21 protein-coding genes are annotated in these 19012 nt (G+C 36.3%); 10 read left to right on the top strand and 11 right to left on the bottom strand.

What is annotated here, in order from left to right; all coding sequences use genetic code 11:
- The first annotated feature begins 19 nt into the window (after positions 1-19).
- Positions 20-307 carry a YtzH-like family protein gene (locus tag CUC15_RS08005; RefSeq protein ID WP_114916152.1) on the top strand — a complete coding sequence of 96 codons (288 nt, stop codon included), beginning with the start codon at positions 20-22 and terminating at the stop codon, positions 305-307.
- Here the strand turns inward: CUC15_RS08005 and CUC15_RS08000 are convergent.
- The 6 genes from CUC15_RS08000 to CUC15_RS07975 all read right to left on the bottom strand — a co-directional run bounded on the left by CUC15_RS08000 (position 293) and on the right by CUC15_RS07975 (position 6501).
- A complete protein-coding gene (locus tag CUC15_RS08000; protein WP_114916151.1) occupies positions 293-1111 on the bottom strand; it encodes a phosphotransferase family protein in 819 nt (272 codons plus the stop codon). The two genes, CUC15_RS08005 and CUC15_RS08000, sit on opposite strands and share 15 nt — an antisense overlap.
- A gap of 93 nt (positions 1112-1204) precedes the next feature.
- Positions 1205-2125, bottom strand: coding sequence for a diacylglycerol/lipid kinase family protein (locus CUC15_RS07995; protein WP_114916150.1), 921 nt, complete (start codon positions 2123-2125; stop codon positions 1205-1207).
- 3 nt (positions 2126-2128) lie between these two features.
- Positions 2129-3067, bottom strand: coding sequence for an NERD domain-containing protein (locus CUC15_RS07990; RefSeq protein ID WP_242985974.1), 939 nt, complete (start codon positions 3065-3067; stop codon positions 2129-2131).
- A 29-nt stretch (positions 3068-3096) separates the two neighbouring features.
- Positions 3097-3666: an RNA 2',3'-cyclic phosphodiesterase gene (gene thpR / locus CUC15_RS07985; RefSeq protein ID WP_114916149.1), complete on the bottom strand. Its 570-nt coding sequence runs from the start codon at positions 3664-3666 to the stop codon at positions 3097-3099.
- A gap of 27 nt (positions 3667-3693) precedes the next feature.
- On the bottom strand, positions 3694-4407 hold the full coding sequence (locus CUC15_RS07980) for a pseudouridine synthase (protein ID WP_114916148.1): 714 nt from the start codon (positions 4405-4407) through the stop codon (positions 3694-3696).
- Positions 4408-4851: 444 nt separating this feature from the next.
- On the bottom strand, positions 4852-6501 hold the full coding sequence (locus CUC15_RS07975; RefSeq protein WP_114916147.1) for a putative polysaccharide biosynthesis protein: 1650 nt from the start codon (positions 6499-6501) through the stop codon (positions 4852-4854).
- Positions 6502-6682: 181 nt separating this feature from the next.
- On the opposite strand from CUC15_RS07975, the gene CUC15_RS07970 reads away from it, so the two are divergent.
- The 3 genes from CUC15_RS07970 to CUC15_RS07960 all read left to right on the top strand — a co-directional run bounded on the left by CUC15_RS07970 (position 6683) and on the right by CUC15_RS07960 (position 9510).
- Positions 6683-7951, top strand: coding sequence for a BaiN/RdsA family NAD(P)/FAD-dependent oxidoreductase (locus CUC15_RS07970; protein WP_114916146.1), 1269 nt, complete (start codon positions 6683-6685; stop codon positions 7949-7951).
- Between the two features lie 73 nt (positions 7952-8024).
- Positions 8025-8213, top strand: coding sequence for a hypothetical protein (locus tag CUC15_RS07965; RefSeq protein WP_114916145.1), 189 nt, complete (start codon positions 8025-8027; stop codon positions 8211-8213).
- Positions 8214-8340: 127 nt separating this feature from the next.
- Positions 8341-9510: a dicarboxylate/amino acid:cation symporter gene (locus CUC15_RS07960; protein WP_114916144.1), complete on the top strand. Its 1170-nt coding sequence runs from the start codon at positions 8341-8343 to the stop codon at positions 9508-9510.
- Between the two features lie 94 nt (positions 9511-9604).
- Here the strand turns inward: CUC15_RS07960 and CUC15_RS07955 are convergent, their stop codons facing one another.
- The gene (locus CUC15_RS07955) at positions 9605-10750 is read right to left on the bottom strand and encodes a glycosyltransferase family 4 protein (RefSeq protein ID WP_114916143.1); all 1146 of its coding nucleotides are present in this window, start codon (positions 10748-10750) and stop codon (positions 9605-9607) included.
- A 75-nt stretch (positions 10751-10825) separates the two neighbouring features.
- Positions 10826-11353 carry a phosphatase PAP2 family protein gene (locus tag CUC15_RS07950; RefSeq protein ID WP_114916142.1) on the bottom strand — a complete coding sequence of 176 codons (528 nt, stop codon included), beginning with the start codon at positions 11351-11353 and terminating at the stop codon, positions 10826-10828.
- A 314-nt stretch (positions 11354-11667) separates the two neighbouring features.
- On the opposite strand from CUC15_RS07950, the gene qoxA reads away from it, so the two are divergent.
- The 4 genes from qoxA to qoxD are packed head-to-tail and all read left to right on the top strand — an operon-like array spanning position 11668 to position 15471.
- The gene (gene qoxA / locus CUC15_RS07945) at positions 11668-12585 is read left to right on the top strand and encodes a cytochrome aa3 quinol oxidase subunit II (RefSeq protein WP_114916141.1); all 918 of its coding nucleotides are present in this window, start codon (positions 11668-11670) and stop codon (positions 12583-12585) included.
- A gap of 57 nt (positions 12586-12642) precedes the next feature.
- Positions 12643-14589, top strand: a complete 1947-nt coding sequence (qoxB, locus tag CUC15_RS07940; protein ID WP_114916140.1) for a cytochrome aa3 quinol oxidase subunit I — start codon at positions 12643-12645, stop codon at positions 14587-14589.
- The gene (locus CUC15_RS07935; protein ID WP_114916139.1) at positions 14589-15185 is read left to right on the top strand and encodes a cytochrome (ubi)quinol oxidase subunit III; all 597 of its coding nucleotides are present in this window, start codon (positions 14589-14591) and stop codon (positions 15183-15185) included. Before qoxB ends, CUC15_RS07935 begins: the two co-directional genes overlap by 1 nt.
- 1 nt (position 15186) lies before the next feature.
- Positions 15187-15471: a cytochrome aa3 quinol oxidase subunit IV gene (gene qoxD, locus CUC15_RS07930; protein ID WP_114916138.1), complete on the top strand. Its 285-nt coding sequence runs from the start codon at positions 15187-15189 to the stop codon at positions 15469-15471.
- Positions 15472-15535: 64 nt separating this feature from the next.
- On the opposite strand, the gene CUC15_RS07925 is transcribed toward qoxD, so the two are convergent.
- Entirely contained in the window at positions 15536-15763 is a 228-nt protein-coding gene (locus CUC15_RS07925; protein ID WP_114916137.1) for a hypothetical protein, read from the bottom strand.
- 301 nt (positions 15764-16064) lie between these two features.
- On the opposite strand from CUC15_RS07925, the gene CUC15_RS07920 reads away from it, so the two are divergent.
- Together CUC15_RS07920 and CUC15_RS07915 are read left to right on the top strand one after the other, a co-directional pair.
- Positions 16065-16610, top strand: a complete 546-nt coding sequence (locus tag CUC15_RS07920; protein ID WP_114916136.1) for an NfeD family membrane protein — start codon at positions 16065-16067, stop codon at positions 16608-16610.
- Positions 16611-16662: 52 nt separating this feature from the next.
- Complete coding sequence (locus CUC15_RS07915; protein WP_114916135.1) at positions 16663-18201, top strand: flotillin lipid rafts scaffold protein FloT; 1539 nt, start codon at positions 16663-16665, stop codon at positions 18199-18201.
- Between the two features lie 100 nt (positions 18202-18301).
- On the opposite strand, the gene CUC15_RS20440 is transcribed toward CUC15_RS07915, so the two are convergent.
- Complete coding sequence (locus CUC15_RS20440; RefSeq protein WP_242985973.1) at positions 18302-18655, bottom strand: DUF421 domain-containing protein; 354 nt, start codon at positions 18653-18655, stop codon at positions 18302-18304.
- On the bottom strand, positions 18565-18933 hold the full coding sequence (locus tag CUC15_RS20715) for a DUF421 domain-containing protein (RefSeq protein WP_341457209.1): 369 nt from the start codon (positions 18931-18933) through the stop codon (positions 18565-18567). Before CUC15_RS20715 ends, CUC15_RS20440 begins: the two co-directional genes overlap by 91 nt.
- Between the last annotated feature and the right edge of the window lie 79 nt (positions 18934-19012).

Here is a 19012-nt window from a genome sequence, read left to right as displayed (position 1 = left end):
TGCCATGAGGTGATTTCTAATGACACTTAATGTAAATAATCTATTAACATTATTACAGGACATTTTAGACGAACAGGCTGGTGACAATACTGGTGAAGTATCGGAATACCAGCAAATAAAACGTCTTGTCAAAAATATGATGGCAAATAACCAGATTACAGATGATCAATTGTTACAGCTGCTTCCGGAAATTTACAATTACGGAAGAGAAGGCGAAATCGCCCAAAATGTACCGGAGCACATTACAACTAATATCGATAATATTCAAACCTGGATAAGTGCAATAGAACAACTAGACACTAAATAGCTGTTCCACTTGTTCATTTAATTCATGTAAGTCCCTTAATCTTTCCATAACTTTAATTGGTTCCTTACGCTCTAAATGCCAGCATAAATAATGGAGTGAATCATGCAAAAGATACCAATACATGCGTTCCTGCAGATAGTTATCTTTTGCCACTCCATATTTTTCTAGCCATTCAACCCAATTTTCTCGGGGAATGTACCATTTAAGCACCATCCCGAAATCGGAGGCTGGATCTGCTATCGATGCATTATCCCAATCAATTAAATAAATCTTTCCATCCTTAGATAGCAATAAATTATTATGATTTAAGTCACTATGACACACAACTAGTTTTTGATTACGTGTCTTAGGTAATAGTCGTTCAAGATAGGTTAATGCCAACCTAACATCTTCATAACGATTAAGCAGTTCTAATCTATTTACTTGTTCCTGTATCTTAATAAACATATCCTCTGAAGTCACTGGCTTTATTCCTAATCGCATGAGCATGTGCAATAATTCAGTGGAATGGTGAATCTTGTTTAATAAATTTGCTACGCGTTGATGTTGCATATCTGCTGGCTTTAATTCTCTTCCATCAAGCCATTCTTGTGCAGTAATTACATCCCCGTTTTCCATCCGTCTAGTCCATATTAGTTTGGGGACAATACCTTCAGCAGAGAGTACAGCTAAAAACGGTGAAGAATTTCGTTTTAAGAATAATCGTTTATCATTCTTTGTAGCGAAAAATGCTTCCCCTGTTAATCCACCAGCTGGTGTTAATTTCCAGCCATCCCCTAACGCACGCTCAAGCCATTCCAACATATATTCTTCACATCTTTCAAAATTAGCATTCATTTACATATTTTATAGGTTACAAAGATAAATTACAACCATGTAAACTTATTATTCCATTGTCTATCTTATGTTTGTCCCTTTCAACTTAACGACTTCTTCTTGTTTAGATACAATACAAGTCCTGCAAGTATCTGTCTGACCATCTACTTGATAAAACAGTTCCTGATCAGAAACAATTGTAAACCCAGTTGTTTCTAATATTTCCACTTCTTTAAACATCTGATGTTTCCCAATAAACACGGTGATAAATAATGATAGCACCTTCCATTTTGAAATATCTTGAATGATTAAAATTGGTAAAATATTTGGCTGAATTTTTGCATTGGGCATTATCTTCATGCCCCCGCCATAATAAGGATGATTCCCTGTAGTGACCATCCAGCAGTTAGTAATTTTTCTCTTTTGCTGATTAATATCGACTACAATAGTCATTGGTTTAAAATGTATTAATACTTGAATAAGTGCAATTACATAACTGAATGTGCCAATACCTAAACGATTAAATATATTTTTATAAAATGATTTATTAACTGTATCCGCTATTTGTGCATCAAATCCGAAACCAATCGAATTTACAAATTTTCTTACAGGCATATCATCCTGTTTATAATTTCCTATCCAATATGGACTATCTTTCTTACTTTTAATAATATCATGTAAGACTTCTACTGGTGAACCTTTAATATTACATCCCCTTGCGAAATCATTACCAGAACCTCCTGGAATAAAAGCAACTGGAACACTACTATTTTCTAACCCATTAAGTACTTCATGAATAGTACCGTCTCCGCCAATGACGATGATAGCTTCAGGCTCAGAATCTTCACTAACGTGTTTCGCAATTTCTTCTGCATGACCAGGATATCTCGTAAAGTAGTAAGTACTTTTTAAATTTTGATAGAGCTCGCTCTTGGTAATTTTTGAAAAGGTTCGCTTTGCACGCCCATTACCAGCCCTTGGATTAATAATAAATATGTGCATTTCTTAATCCTCCAAGTCGACAAACATAGAGGGATTGCCCCCTTCATCCCATTCCGGTCGCCTCATCGACGTTGATTTGCAATGTCTTAATAATAATTCCGCAACCTTCAATTGTCTATTTTTAAGTGGAGATGATAATCGGCGTCTTGCTTCAAACCACCGTTTATACTTATCTTTATCAATAATTTTCGTTTGGTAAGGTTCGGTAGCAAATAGAACTGCATTCGTTTTGGATAATACCGTTTTCTTAACTACAAAGTCATCGATATCATATGAATGCAGGATGCTTTTAACAACCTTCTCTGTTCGTTTTAAGGCAATTAATGGGCTTAACATTTTCGATTCACCGGTTTTATATTTAATTGACCAAGTCCGCTCATCACCAGCCATAATAACTGCATCAGGTTTTTCTTCAATAATATAAATAATTTCAACCCCAACAGGTGTTATCAAGATTATCTCTGACTCCATCGGCGCATTTTTTATATTAAATATCGGATGGTACATGATAAGAAAAGTATCTGGAAATCGTTGTAATAAATAAATTAACCGTGAATCTCGATAATAAGTTTCATCCACGAAAGAGATATGTGTCACCGTTGATGTCGCCCACTTTAGCTGAAAGGAAAAAAGTTTGTTTAAAAAAAATTGCTTCAATTCTTCCTCTGTATCAGGTAAGGTAATGGTTTCTTTTCTTTCAATCGGTTGCTCCGTTTGTTCTATGACTTTATTTTTCTTTACCAAGTTTTTTATTTTTGCAAATCTTGATTTGGTTGATTCAAATTCTGGGATTACCTCATCAATTTTCGCATTCTCCGTCTCAGGATCGGTCCATCTTTGATAAAGCTTCTTCCAATTATCATTTTTTAATCTTATATACTGCGTGGGGTATCTGTATGTATCCCATTCATAACGCGAAATATAATCCTGTAGTTTTATCAATTGAGCAATACTAACCACCTCCACAGCCTTTATTTAAGTATATACCTATCAATAATTTCATATTTAGGATTTTGTTCTGGGTGTATTTTGAACAGAACGACTTCTTCTATAAGCATACTCTGCAACTCGCGATACTTTTTATCTTGAACATCCAGCAATTCACTGAACCGTTGATTTTCTTCTCCATTCCACTTTTTTGCCAAGGTTATGTGGGGTTTGTATGGCCGTTTTTCCTTTATGAATCCTGCATTTCCTGCTGATTTTTCCACATTCTTTTGTAGATTTAATAATGAAGACGTTTTTTGAACATCTGCAAATAATACTCTTGGTCTATCAGGTTTTCCGAATGTCCCAATAGTGCCAACCAGTATAGATATTTTTGCTATATCATTAAGATTATTGGCTAGCTCGCTTTTCAAAGTGCTTAATTTATTATCGTCTACAGGACCAAGAAACTTAAGTGTAATATGCAAATCTTGCTTTGTTGTCCATTGTTTATACGGTAGTCTTTGTTTTAATTCTCCTTCCCAGTTGGAGAAATATTCCTGTATTGCCTCTGATAATTGAATCGCGATAAAATAATGCGGTATTCCAGACAAAAAAACAGCACCTCCATTTAATTAGCCTCATTTAAGTGATAAACAGTATTCTAACTCCATTTCATTCAATTCCCGATAAGAACCTAGTGCAAGTGAACGATCAAGTTCTAAAAGCCCCATAGAAAGCCTTTGTAAATAAATCACCTTTTTGTCTACAGCCTCAAACATTCGCTTTACTTGATGATATTTCCCCTCAGTTATCGTTACTTCAATTTCTGATACTGCTTCACTGTTTAAAATGGTCAATTCAGCTGGCTTTGCTTGATAACCATCTTCTAGTGTGACCCCATTTCGAAACTTTTCAACGTCTTCTGCTGATACTTTTCCTTGGATCTTTGCAAAATAGGTTTTCCCCACATTTTTATTCGGGGATACCAATTGATGTGCGAGGTCACCATCATTCGTAATTAATAGTAAGCCTTCTGTATCTTTATCTAGTCGACCTACTGGAAACGGATTGAAATGTTTCATATCATCCGCTAAAAGATCAATTACCGTTTTATCTCTTGTATCTGTAGTCGCTGAAATAACGCCTTGAGGTTTATTCATTAACAGATATATATATTTTTTGTATGTTACAGTCTTTTCATTCACTTTTATGAAATCTGCTTCTGGATTTACATGGACGCTTCCGTCTTTAACAATGGCATCATTTACTGTAACTAATTTTTTTTTCATTAATGCCTTTACATCTTTCCTGCTGCCATAGCCCATATTGGCCAATAATTTATCAAGGCGCAACTATAATCCTCCCTTCTATTGATTACTCATTTGTATAAAGTGTTCCTTTTTAGATAAACTTCGAACTAGTTTAATGTGATAAGGGCACTCGGACCAGTCGCTCCAGAAATACACTTCGCTTTCCACGGGGAGCTGGTGAGCCTTCTCGTGCTGACGCACTTCGTAGTCTCACCTAGGCTCTTCTTCCCGCAGGAGTCTTCGTGTATTTCTTCCGCTGGAGATAGGACTGAATCAAGACATAAGGATTACTTTTCAACCAATTATCGTAGTTTATTTTAGTTAAGGAATAAAGACCTCTGTGAATAGCAACTACTTGTCTAGATCTGAAATCACTATTGTAACTAGTTCATACTTTATATCAACTGCGAATTATCTTTCATCATTTGAATTAACAAATGTCATTTGGTGTGATAAGTAACCGCAGTTCTAAATTTAGGAAGCAACTTATTTATTAGACCTAGCTCGTAATTTATTTAGTTTTCCTTTTATCTTACCAACAAGTGGTACACGACCGCCGAAAACTCTTTCTATTAAAGTGGATGAATAGGCGAGCCATAAATAAACTCCTCCACCTAATCCGACTCCTAGGATAAGCATAATTATCATTCCTAAACGTGATTCCTCATAATCAATAAAAATACCAATAACTAACTTTATAAGCCAAATAACGATACACATAATAGCTGAGAATATTCCAATTAGCAATGTTCGCTTCCTAATTTGACGAAAAGAGAACCTAACCGCTATTTTAATCCGCCAAAGATTCATTGCTACAGCAATCCCTACTGCTAACGCTGTTCCTATTATTGATCCTTTTGCACCGAACATATGAATTAATTGAGCATTTAATAACACTTTAGCTAGCAGCCCGCCTAATAAACTAAACACCGTATAATTCTGTTGATTAATTCCTTGTAAAATGGATGCTGTTACAGTAAATAAGGCAAATAAAAGTCCGACTGGTGCATACCACGCCATTAATGTACCAGTTATCTCAATATCTTCTAAACCGTATAATGCACCGTAAGCTTCTTTTGCTAATGCAACAAGGCCAACAACTGCTGGAATTACAAGAACAAGTACAATTTGCAATGCTTGATTAATTTGCTGGTGTACCATTACCATATTTTTCTGTGCAAAGGTCTTTGTTAACGCTGGTAAAATTGCTAAAGAAAGCCCTGTTGCAATCGTACCGGGTAAAATTACCAATTTATGACCATACGTATTGATTGAGCCAAGTGCAACTTCCCAAATATCCTCAAATCCTGCTGCTATCATCGCACGTTGAAATGTAAATTGATCGACCAATTGATACAAAGAGGTAGCAAGAGCAACAATGATAAAAGGACCAGCATAACTAAATAATTCCTTAAATAAATCTTTTGTCGTGTGATTACTTGAGAATTTTTGATGCTCTAACTGACGATCGAGATATGGCTTACGATATCTCCAATAAAGAATCAGTACAAAAGCTGAAGCAATTGCACCAATAAATGCACCGAACGTTGCAAACCCAACCGCTGTAGCAATCGTGCCACCCAAAACTTTAATAACAATAAACACAGAAATTAAGACAAATAATATTCGAGCAAGTTGCTCAACGACTTGCGAAATAGCTGTAGGACCCATTGATTCATAACCTTGAAAGAAACCACGAACGATACTCATCGCTGGAATAATAATTAGAGCAAAGCTTACCATTCGAATTACCTTAGTAACATCCGCTACAGTGATTGTATTACTGGAATTCTCTTCTATAAATCCATGTGCTAAGATTTCAGCACCAAAAAACAAGATTAAGAATGAGATAATTCCAGTAAATAACATTAGGTTCGTTCCATGTTTGAACATTCGTCTTCCAGTTTCATAATCACCTAATGCATTATATTTCGACACTATTTTCGACATTGCCAGTGGTAAACCAATTGTCGATATACTTAACATAATTGTATACGGTACATACGCAAAGGAGTATAATGCACCACCTTCTGCACCGACCAGTGCATTAAATGGGATAAGATAGATCATTCCTAGAAATTTGGATAAAAATGTTGCACCGGTAAGCAACATAGAACTTCTTACAATATTCGACATTTTTTCACCTTTATTTCATTTACATTATTAGATTCAAACGTTATTTTACCATAGAAAGGATGAAGATAGATAATGATTGTGCACCATAATAGTAATTTACTTTCTCTAAAACCGACCGCCATTAAGAAATTGAGCAATCCTTTTATTTAGTGTAAGATACATACGAAAGGAATGAATCGATTTGACATATGACGTAACCGTTATTGGTGGTGGGCCATCAGGCTTAATGGCTGCAATTGGTGCCGCAGAAAAAGGCGCAAAAACCCTGCTGCTTGAAAAGGGTAATAAACTTGGAAAGAAATTAGCAATCTCAGGTGGGGGCAGATGTAATGTAACGAATCGCTTGCCGCAAGAAGAAGTTATCAAGCATATTCCAGGTAATGGAAAATTTTTATATAGTGCATTCTCCGTGTTTAATAACTATGATATCATTGATTATTTTGAAAACATGGGCGTTGGATTAAAGGAAGAAGATCATGGAAGGATGTTTCCCGTTTCCAATTCCGCAAAAACTGTAGTAAATGCTTTAATAAATAAGTTAGATGAATTACAGGTTAAAGTACAACAAAATACCCCTGTAGAAGCTATCCATTATAGTGATAAGGCACATACCGTCATTTTAAAGGATGGAAAGCATATTGACACAAAAGCACTTGTCATTGCAGTTGGCGGTAAAGCTGTCCCCTATACAGGCTCAACTGGAGACGGGTATGCATGGGCAAAGAAAGCTGGCCATACGGTTACAGAGCTCTATCCAACAGAAGTGGCATTAACCTCTGATGAAGCTTTCATCCAAGAAAAAAGCTTACAAGGGTTAGCACTTAGAGATGCAGCTGTTTCCGTATTAAATAAAAGAAATAAACCGATTATAACACATCAAATGGATATGCTTTTTACGCATTTCGGTGTATCCGGTCCCGCAGTATTACGCTGCTCGCAATTTGTTGTAAAAGAATTGATGAAGGGGCAAACCAAAGTTCCGATGGTCATCGATGCACTACCAGCTGAAAATGAAGAAAAACTGGCCCAAGATATATTAAAGTCAATTGAAGAGAATCCGAAAAAGACTTTCAAGAACTTAATGAAAGGTATTATCCCTGAGCGATTCCTTGCATTTATTTTAGAGCAAAACAATGTAACAGACGAACAAAAAGGTGGAAATATTTCTAAGGAAACCGTCCGCTCGATTATTCACACGATTAAAAATTTTACCTTTTATGTAAATGGTTCTTTGCCAATGGAAAAAGCATTTGTAACTGGTGGTGGTGTTTCGATTAAAGAAATTGTACCAAACACAATGCAATCCAAAATAATGAATGGATTATATTTTTGTGGAGAAATCTTAGATATTCATGGATACACAGGCGGATATAATATAACATCCGCACTAGTAACTGGGAGACTTGCAGGCACAAATGCAGCAGAGGAATCAGCGACAATTGGTAAATAATCCCTAGTATAGATTGACCGATTAAAGCCATTCTATACATGTCTGGCAGCAACTTTGAAGGAGTGGATAAAGGATGGAAAAGAATGGAATGTGGCTACCATTAATTGCTTCAGTTGGCGTTGGAGCAGCAACCTTTTATACGATGACAAAGAAAGACCAAGGGCTAGGACAAACCGTACAGAACATGCTCCCATTTATGTCTAATATGGGTGGAAACAAAAACAGTAAATCTGGAAGTATGGGTACCTTTGGAATGAGCTAACAGACAAAGAAAAGCGCAGCCGATCAGGTGCGTTTTTCTTATTTAACTGAATATATTAAAAACGATCACTCCCCTCTTTTTAATGTAGAATGAATAAATATACTTATTTGGAAGGAAGGGAAAACGATTGAAGCGATTTGGACTATTAGGACGTATTATTTTGGCAATTATTCTTGGAGTACTTATAGGCTCGTTTGTCAACGAAGGGATTATTCGCCTATTTGCAACTTTTAACGGATTGTTCGGAGGATTCTTGAGCTTTATTATCCCCTTTATCATTATAGGGTTTATAACTCCTGGTATCGGGACCATGGGGCTTGGTGCAGGAAAGACACTTGGCCTAAGCACAATATTGGCCTATGCTTCTACAATAATAGCGGGATTGATTGCTTACTTTGTGGCAAGAGGTGCCTATCCAAACATACTTGGCAATCAGACATTAGAGTCTGTTACAGACCCCTCTAAAGGCTTAAGTGAATCATATTTTGTGATTGAAATGGCTCCACCTATGGAAGTGATGACCGCTCTCCTGCTGGCTTTTGTATTAGGGATCGGTATTGCAGCTATCAAGGGAGATAAGTTACTTCATGTAATGATTGATTTTCGAGATATTATTATTTTAGTAATTGAGAAATTCATTATTCCATTACTGCCTTTTCATATCTTTGGTTTATTTGCCAATATGACTCATGCAGGACAAGTTGCTACAATTTTATCGGTATTTGCAAAAGTATTTGTAATGATTATTATTTTACATATTCTTTATTTGATTCTTCAATATTCAGTTGCAGGTTCAATGAGTAAACAGAATCCTTTTAGAATGATAAAACAAATGCTGCCAGCATATTTCACGGCACTTGGTTCACAATCTTCTGCAGCAACCATCCCCGTTACTTTAAAACAGTCTAAAACTTTGAACATCAGAGAAAGTATTGCAGACTTTACAGTTCCATTGTTTGCAACGATCCATTTATCTGGAAGTACAATAACATTGGTTAGCTGTTCACTAGCAGTAATGTATCTTCATGGTGATGCAACCTCATTCGGCTCGTATTTTCAATTTATCTTGATGCTTGGGATAACAATGGTTGCTGCTCCAGGTGTTCCTGGCGGGGCAGTGATGGCAGCAGCAGGTCTATTGGAGAGCATGCTTGGATTCGATCAAACGTTGCTTTCATTAATGATTGCTCTCTACCTAGCGCAAGACAGTTTTGGAACTGCGTGTAATGTTACTGGTGATGGTGCGCTCGCATCGATTACAAACAGCTTAAGTAAATTTGGAAAACACCAAAAGTAAAAGCTCAAATATTAGAAAACTTGGCTGTCACCAAGCCTTTCGGTGACAGCCAAGTTTTTTTATAAATCTTTTTCAGAAAACAGCCTAGTGAATATTAAGCAAGAATCCTATATTCTTCTTCAGCAAGCGCTTCTTCATATTCAGCAAGTAACCTGCTGAATATCGCATCCCATGATTGGCTTTGTGCATATTTAATTCCTTTTACGCTCATTGTTTTCCTTTCTTCTTCTGATGACAATAAACTTATTATAGTTTCAACAAAAGCACCAACATCTTTCTCATTGCACAGTCTTCCTGTTACTTCATCCTGAATTATCGTCCGTACTCCACCCGCATTTGCGCCTATTACCGGTGTACCTGCTGCCATCGATTCGAGTACCACATTTCCAAAGGTTTCGGTTGCAGATGGAAAGACAAATAAATCTGAAGCGGCATATGCCGACGCTAAATCTCCCTTTTCCAAAAATCCAGCAAATGACATATTATTTAGATTCAAATTCTCTAATTCCTTTTTTACAGGACCATCACCAACAATTAGCCAATGTACATTATCCCTTACCGCAGGAAGCAACTGCTTGTTAATTTCAGGTAATAACATGATATCCTTTTCAGGTGAAATACGGCCAACATAAAGCAGTATATATTTTTCATGAATGTTGTATTTTTCTCGTATCATGTTGGAGTCATAATTTGGATTAAAAACAGAGCAATCTACTCCCCGTGGCCAAATCGATAAATTAGTGAATCCTTGCCTTAGTAATTGCTCTTTCGTGTCAATAGATGGGACAAAAATTTTACGGAGTGGTCGATGAAACCAATGCATATACTTCCAAAGCATTTTAGATAAGAACTGCAAATCATAGTACTCTAAATACTTATCGAAATCGGTGTGATAAGAACCAACAATCGGAATATCTAGTTTCTTAGCATAATGTAATCCGCATAACCCAAGATTAAATGGTGTTGCTACATGTATTAAATCAGGTTTAAACTCTAATAATTCCTCTCTTATCTGAAGCATATTAGGTATTGCAAAACTGCATTCTTTATATAAAAATAATGGTAAACTCACAAAACGAGATACATCTTTAGAAAATAAATCCTTATTTACCGTACTTCTAGGTGCGAACACTCGAAATTCAACTTGATTACCCTCGAGATATGATGTAAACCGCTCTAATGTTTTTGCCACCCCATTTACATCAGGTGCATACGTATCGGTAAAAATAGCGATTTTCAATGCAATTCTCCCCCAATAAATATTGTCATAAAGCTATCTATGCAAAAGAAGTCGACTAACATTTAATCTTAAGTCTTAAAGCATGAACTGAGATACAATCAACCCTGTAATACATCCTAATAAACATCCTGCCATCACATCAGAAGGATAATGCAGTCCTAAATAAATCCTCGAAAGTCCGACAATAAAACCGATTGGTAATAGAATAATTGCTAGTAACGGAATAAATAATACAAACGGAATTAGAAGCGAAAATATCGCAGTTGTATGTCCTGATGGAAACGAATGATCCTGTAATGGATTATCAACAACATTGACACGATTAAGTGCTAAATATGGCCGCTTTCGTGGAAATAGTTTCTTTACAAGTGCCACAGGAATGTGACTTATTGTTAATGCTATCGCGCTAGCTATTGCTGCCAGTCTTAATGATCCATTGGCAAGGAAAATAATGGATAACACACTAATAATCGTAAATCTCGCACCACCAAGATGAGTAATAAATCTAAAAAAAGCATTTACATGTTTCTTTTCGAAGTATTGATTGATATAAAGGATTAACTGGCATTCCAAATTGTAAAATTGATGCAATATTTTCGTCACTTTTTCACTCCTCTCAGTTCAATATCTCTTTACTTTATTATATCTTGCTATTATGTAATTAATTATAATTTATTGTAAATTTAGTATTAAGTTGTTTCATTAATAGTTAAATTATTACGAATAGATAAATTACGTGAAAAATAGCAAAAATTCCAGAAGCATACACAAATCGTACAAATTTAGATGAATTTTTTGTGAAATAATTAACAATGTCTTGTTTTTTCCTTTATATGATACTAGTATATTAAGAGGTTTTAGAGCTATTTTGCTTAATACTAGATAAAAATACAATGAAGAAAGGGGTTCTTACTTAAATGAAAATCAAATTAGCCTTATTATTTGGACTACTTACTATTTCCATGATACTAACAGGCTGTGAGCCATTGCTTGTATTCGATACGAAAGGTCCTCAAGCAGCGACTATTTCTAATGTTATTTGGATTTCAATCATTACAATGGCAGTAGTCGTAATTACCGTTATCGTACTTCTAATTAACATGCTAGTAAAATATCGTGCATCGAAACAGCCTGAAGATTATGAGCCACCTCATATCGAAGGAAATCCTATTGTGGAAGGAATTATCGTTGGAATTCCAGTATTAATTGTTGCTTTCCTATCTGTTGTTTCTGTTATGTCGACTTATCAAGTTGAAGCGATACCTGAGGGTTATGAGGATCAAGAGCCATTAGTAATTTATGCATCATCATCTGATTGGAAATGGCATTTCGCTTATCCAGAACAAGATATTGAAACGGTTAACTATGTATTTATTCCAACTCATCGACCTGTTGAGTTTAGACTTTATTCACATAGCACAATCTCAAGCTTCTGGGTTCCACAGCTAGCAGGACAAAAATATGCGATGGCTGACATGGTGAATAAATTAAATGTAGTGGCTGACGTGCCTGCTGAAATGGTAGGACGAAATTCTAACTTTAATGGTGAAGGCTTTGCTGAAAATACCTTTAACGTTACTTCACTAGAACCTGAAGAGTTTGACTCATGGGTAGAAGATATTCACGCTACAGCTGATCCAATAACAGAAGAAGAGTTTACTAAATTACTAGAACCAGGTCACCTTGGACAGATGACATTTACTGGTACTCATTTAGATTTTTCACCAGCTCCTGAAGGAGAGAATGGTGGACATAATCACGGTTCTTCTGAAACAGATCATGATAGTGCCGAACATGAAGATACTGACACAGAGTCAGAACATGACCAGCACTAAAATTTTTATTAAATACGCTATTTAGACAACAAGCTTCTCGAAAGGAGATAAATAAACATGGAGTTTTTTGAAAGATTCGCCGTTCCCCATCCAAGTCCATTGATATATGCATCGATGGTAGCCATTGGGCTTACCGTTCTTGCTATCATTTTTGGTATTACTTATTTTAAGAAATGGGGCTACTTGTGGAAAGAATGGTTAACAACAGTTGACCATAAACGAATCGGAATTATGTATATTATTTCCGCTTTACTTATGCTATTCCGTGGTGGTGCAGATGCAGTTATGATGCGTCTACAAACTTCTGTACCAGATAATGGATTTTTAGATGCACAGCACTATAATGAGGTATTTACAACTCACGGAGTTGTCATGGTCCTCTTTATGGCGATGCCATTCATCATCGGTATGATGAACTTAGTTGTACCATTACAAATTGGTGCGAGAGATGTTGCTTTTCCAAGATTAAATGCACTTAGCTTTTGGTTGTTTTTCGCAGGTGCCATGCTATTTAATATTTCATTTGTAGTTGGTGGTTCACCTGATGCTGGCTGGACAAATTATTATCCATTAGCGAGTAATGAATTCAGTACCTCTGTTGGTGTTAACTATTACAACTGGGCACTGCAAATTTCTGGTCTTGGGACATTAATGACTGGTATTAACTTTATTGTAACGATTATCAAGATGCGAGCTCCAGGCATGAAGTTAATGAAAATGCCAATGTTCACTTGGGCTTCTCTTATAACAAATGCAATTATAGTCTTTGCTTTCCCTGTATTGACTATCGCTCTATTAATGGGTACTTTAGATCGTCAATTCGGAACTTCGCTATTTACATCAACTGATGGCGGAATGGATATGCACTGGGCTAACCTATTCTGGGTTTGGGGACATCCTGAGGTTTATATCTTAATTCTCCCTGCTTTTGGAATTTACAGTCAGATTATCTCAACTTTCTCTGGAAGAAATCTCTATGGTTATAAATCAATGGTAGCATCTATGGTTATCATTTCACTTATGTCATTCTTAGTTTGGGCACACCATTTCTTTACAATGGGTCACGATGCATTTACAAATAGCATCTTCTCCATTACGACAATGGCCATTGCCGTACCAACGGGGATTAAGATCTTTAACTGGCTGCTGACCATGTGGAAGGGTAAAATCAGGTTCACAGTACCAATGCTATATTCTGTCGCATTTATTCCATTATTTACAATCGGCGGGGTTACTGGTGTTATGCTTGGGGTTGCTAGTGCGGACTTCCAGTATCATAATACAATGTTCCTAGTTGCCCACTTCCATAATGTTATTATTCCTGGTGTTGTATTCGCAATGCTAGCAGGATTAACATACTGGTGGCCGAAAATGTTCGGTTTCATGCTGAATGAAAAAATCGGTAAATGGGCGTTCTGGTTTATTACTGTCGGTTTCTGTTTCTCATTCTTCCCGATGTATATTACGGGGTTAGATGGTCAAGCACGTCGTATGTACACATATTCTGAGGCTACTGGATTCGGTCCATTAAATATGCTTTCATTCTTTGGGGCAGGTCTAATGGCTATTGGATTTATCATTATTGTCTATAACGTGCTTTACAGTATTAAAAATTCACCAAGAAATATCGGTAATGATCCATGGGATGCACGCTCACTGGAATGGGCTACACAAAGTCCAGTTCAAAGCTATAACTTCCCTGTTACACCAGAAGTTGAATCATCTGATGCACTTTGGGATCAGAAGACAAAAGGCTATCAGATCTTTAAGGGCAAGATTAAAAAAATCCACATGCCAAATAACAGTGGCTTGCCGATAATTATGTCTGGAATTATGTTCGTCTTTGCATTCTCATTTGTTTTCTACATTTGGGCTGGAGTCATCATTTCAGCAATTGCTTTCTTTGCTTGTATGGTGTACCGCACATTTGAAAAGGATGACGGACATTATATACCTGTAAGTGAAATTAATGAAACGGAAAATAAAAACGGAGGTGCTAACTAATGAAAATCGATAACACGCAGCCTCTTGAATATAGTACAGAACAAAATGAAATGAATATTCTTGGTTTCTGGATTTTCCTTGGTGCGGAAATTATGCTTTTCGCAACCCTCTTCACTACCTATTTCATCTACGCAGATCGTACAGGCAGTGGTCCAACTGGTGCTGAGATCTTTGAAATCACACCTGTTTTAATTGAAACATTCTTACTTTTGACAAGTAGTTTTACAATTGGTCTTGCAGTTAACGCGATGCGTCTAGGGCGTAAAAATGCAACGATTACCTTCCTGGCAATTACGCTATTGCTAGGTGCTGGATTCCTAAGTGTTGAGATTTATGAATTCATTCATTACTATCATGTTGGTGCTGGATTGCAAACAAGTGCCTTCACAGGTATGCTACTCACAACACTTGGGACTCATGGTGCCCACGTTACATTTGGCTTATTCTGGGGAATTTTCATCACGATGCAAATTAAGAAGGACGGCTTTAATCCTAGAACAGCAAATAAAACATTTATTTTCTCATTGTATTGGCATTTCTTAGATGTAATGTGGATCTTCATCTTCAGCTTCATCTACTTGAAAGGAATGATGTAATATGAAGGAACTATTTCCAGCTAAACAAGTCAATGGGTTTGTCTTCTCGTTGTTACTTACAGTCGTTGCACTTAGTGTTTACTTCATGGATATGTCCTTTGAATTAGGGATGACAATTCTGCTAGTAACAGCATTCATTCAAGCAGGTGTTCAGTTAATCATCTTTATGCATGCTGGTGAGAGTAAAGATAAAGGTATGATTTATACAAGTTTATTCTATTCGATATTTATTGCACTAGTTACAATCTTTGGTAGCTTGCTTGCAATGGTATGGGGATATATGTAATTATAAATTAAAGAGGACGTCATTTTATATGACGCCCTCTTTTTTATGTTCGTATTTTTTATCATTAAGAAAGTTTTCTTTGTCTGTTTCTCTCGATCATCTCTTCAGTAGCGACTAGAAACACGCCCATGATAAAGATAAACGCAGCCCCCATAACTGCCCCTGCTCCAACACCAGCAACATTTTGGTAACCGTTCACAAAGTATCCATACATAAAGAGCGCAGTACCTATGATGATCAATATTCCACAAATAAATGAAGTGACTTTTAATATTTGCTTATGTGCATTCATATTTAACAGCTCCTTTACTTTATTATGTTCCCTGTTCACAGTTTTGTCAAACAATTTATGAACATATTTTGAACATTTTATTTCCCCATTGACAATTAAAGATATTTCTAATTAGTACATAACAGTAAATATTACCCATAAATAAGTTGATATATAGAATTAACTTGAATATAGTTAATAGGAGTTTGCAAAATAGTACTCAAATTTATTTTTTAAAAATTCCCCCACTTTTTTGAAACCTATTGGAATATAAATCCGTATAAAGATTAATAGCTAAAATATATATAGAGGAGTGATTTCCATGGTTCTTTTTGGTACTCCAATCGAAACAGTTTACCTTACTACACTTATTATCGCAGGAATCTTAACCATTCTCTTCCTTTTTTTTGGAGATATATTAGAAGGTATTGGCGAGATGTTCGGATTTTTTAATCCAGTTTTAATTTTGGCATTTCTAACATTTACATCAGCTTCTGGCTATATTCTTGAAAGTGTCACAACACTCAACAGCATTTTAATATTAATTATATCCATCTTATTTGGACTTTTATTAGTCACCCTTTTAAACATCTTCATACTTATTCCGATGTCTTCTGCTGAGGAATCTCTTAGTTATACAGAAGAGTCTTTAAAAGGAAGAGTAGGCAAAGTAATTATATCGATTCCTGAAAATGGTTTTGGTGAGGTTGTTATTGAAAGTAAGAGCGGTCGTATTTCAAAGCCTGCCGCATGCTATGAAAATAAGATAATTCAAGAAGGACAGCAAGTACTTATTATTAATGTCGAAAAAGGTGTCTTGTATGTAGAATCATATGAAAATAATTTAGACATCCATCAGTTAAGTTAATCATACCTTTGCTATGGTATTTTTATAATAAAAATAATAAGGGGGAAAATTTATGTTCTTAGGTATTTCAGCATTTATTTGGATTGCAATTGCAATCGTCATTTTTATCGTAGTTGCACTTATTGGTGTATTTGTAACAAAGTATCGTACTGCAGGACCTGATGAAGCATTAATTGTTACCGGTAGTTATCTTGGCGGCAAAAATGTACATGTAGATGAATCAGGGAATAAAATTAAAATTATTCGCGGTGGCGGTACGTTCGTACTTCCTGTATTTCAACAAGCGGAACCACTAAGCTTACTATCTAGTAAACTTGAAGTCTCTACTCCTGAGGTATATACGGAACAAGGTGTTCCAGTTATGGCCGACGGAACAGCAATTATTAAAATAGGTGGATCTATTAGTGAAATCGCTACAGCAGCAGAACAATTTCTCGGAAAATCGAGAGATGATCGAGAAAACGAAGCAAAAGAAGTGCTCGAAGGTCATTTACGCTCAATTCTGGGATCAATGACTGTTGAAGAGATTTATAAGAATCGTGATAAATTTTCCCAAGAAGTGCAACGTGTCGCTTCTCAGGATTTAGCGAAAATGGGGTTAGTTATTGTATCCTTTACAATTAAAGAAGTAAAAGACAAAAATGGCTATCTAGATTCATTAGGTAAGCCTCGAATTGCGCAAGTAAAACGTGATGCAGATATTGCAACAGCTGAAGCAGATAAAGAAACAAGAATTAAACGTGCTGAGGCAGCAAAAGAAGCACAGAAAGCGGAACTGGAAAGATCAACTGAAATTGCCGAGGCGGAAAAAGTGAATCAATTAAAGACTGCGGAGTATCGTCGCGAGCAAGATATTGCTAAAGCACGAGCCGACCAAGCATATGACTTCGAAACAGCCCGTGCGAAGCAGCAGGTTACAGAGCAACAGATGCAAATTAAAATTATTGAGCGTCAAAAACAAATAGAACTAGAAGAAAAAGAAATTCTTCGCCGTGAGAAGCAATATGATTCAGAAGTTAAGAAGAAAGCGGACGCGGACCGTTATTCCGTTGAACAAGCGGCAATAGCGGATAAAGCGAAGCAAATTGCTGCAGCAGATGCGAACCAATATCGCATTGAATCTCAGGCAAAAGCAGAAGCAGAACGGGTTCGCGTGGATGGTCTAGCAAAAGCAGATGCAGAACGTGCTCAAGGGGAAGCAGAAGCAGAAATTATCCGTCTAAAAGGGATTGCCGAAGCGGAAGCGAAGCAAAAAATCGCCGAAGCATTCGAACAGTTCGGGCAAGCAGCTGTGCTTGATATGGTAATGAAGATGCTTCCTGAATATGCGAAGGAAATTGCAAGCCCACTTGCTAATATCGATAAGATTACAGTTGTTGATACAGGAAGCAGTGGTACAGATGGCGGTGCGAACAAAATTACCGGTTATGCAACAAATCTAATGTCAACTTTACAAGAATCACTCAAGGCTTCTTCTGGTATTGATGTAAAGGAATTACTTGAGAATGTAACTGGAAAAAATAACATCACACAAGATCTTGACCTTGGAAGAATTCGATATGAGGCAGAGAAAGCAGAGAGCAAGAATTAATTTAGTAAGCCGTTATGAAATCCTAGCAAGGATCAATTAAAAGATCCTTTGCCTAGGATTTTTTCTTTCGTTAGATAGATTTGCGATGTCTTATTATGCACTACTCTTTTTGGTTTTCATCACGCTTATCGATATAAAGAGAACCATCTTGTTGCAATTCTACATAAAATATATCTTCAAGATTAAATTCCAATATTTTCAATTGATTATCAAGCCATTCTTCTGTTATCCCTGCTTCTCTTAAATTCTTTTCTACGACTTTCCCATCAACAATTAGCTCCATAGGCATATACTTGGGTTTAACAGTAAATACATGTTGGTCCTTCTTTGTTAGTGGCAGGTAATCTTGCTTTAACAAAATACTTAACTGCCCATTTGGTTCAAATACTGCATGGTAAACCTCAGTTGTCGAAAATACATCCTTCTCTCTAAGCAGCATACTGAGATCATCCATGTTGAGATGTTCCTTAGCTCCCTTTCAAGAATTTTCCCCTCTTTAATAATAATAACTGGTTCCCCATCCATGATTACCCTGACTTTAGAAAACTTCAACCCCAAATAGCTGATAAATATCGCAAGAAGAGACCACCTGATGATACTCGTTAGACCATTTAGCATTGAAGTATGAGACTTACCAGCTATCTCACCTGCTATCGACCCAATCGTTATCCCCGTTATGTAATGGAAAAACGTTAATTGACTCAATTGTTTTCTTCCTAATATACGAGCCATAATTAAAAGAACTAGAAAAACAATGGTTGAACGAAAAATGATTTCGAAGAATTCAAAATTAGGCAGCATACTTTTTCCT

Source organism: Oceanobacillus zhaokaii (genome assembly GCF_003352005.1).
In the GTDB taxonomy this organism is placed as follows: Bacteria; Bacillota; Bacilli; order Bacillales; family Amphibacillaceae; genus Oceanobacillus; species Oceanobacillus zhaokaii.
Note: the sequence above shows the minus strand (reverse complement) of the source record. Positions and strands in the feature narration are given on the sequence as shown.